Below are 529 nucleotides of genomic sequence, written 5' to 3' on the forward strand. Positions count from 1 at the left end.
CCTGCATACGCAGATAGGGGTTTCGGAATTTAATCTTGACGATGACCTACTCTCACATGGGGAAACCCCACACTACCATCGGCGATGCATCGTTTCACTGCTGAGTTCGGGATGGGATCAGGTGGTTCCAATGCTCTATGGTCGTCAAGAAATTCGGTAGCCAGGTCGTTTACCTTTCGGTTCACGCTCCAGCGAATGGGTATGCAATAGATTTGTGTGTTKCTTKCGAAYTTTCGGTTCTTTCGTCTTCACACACCGCAATCTGGCCTCTTTCGAGTTCGCAAATTGCTTGGGTGTTATATGGTCAAGCCTCACGGGCAATTAGTATTGGTTAGCTCAACGCCTCACAGCGCTTACACACCCAACCTATCAACGTCGTAGTCTTCGACGGCCCTTCAGGGGACTCAAGGTCCCAGTGAGATCTCATCTTGAGGCTAGTTTCCCGCTTAGATGCTTTCAGCGGTTATCTATTCCGAACATAGCTACCCGGCAATGCCACTGGCGTGACAACCGGAACACCAGAGGTTCG

2 rRNA genes are annotated in these 529 nt (G+C 50.4%); both read right to left on the reverse strand.

The annotated features are described in order from the left end of the window. Positions 1-33: 33 nt before the first annotated feature. Positions 34-149: ribosomal RNA gene (gene rrf / locus AC1DWM_RS30215) — 5S ribosomal RNA — on the reverse strand. 151 nt (positions 150-300) lie between these two features. Beyond that, positions 301-529 (reverse strand): 23S ribosomal RNA (locus tag AC1DWM_RS30220); the annotation flags it as partial.

This window comes from Pseudomonas sp. P4_C8 (assembly GCF_056401975.1).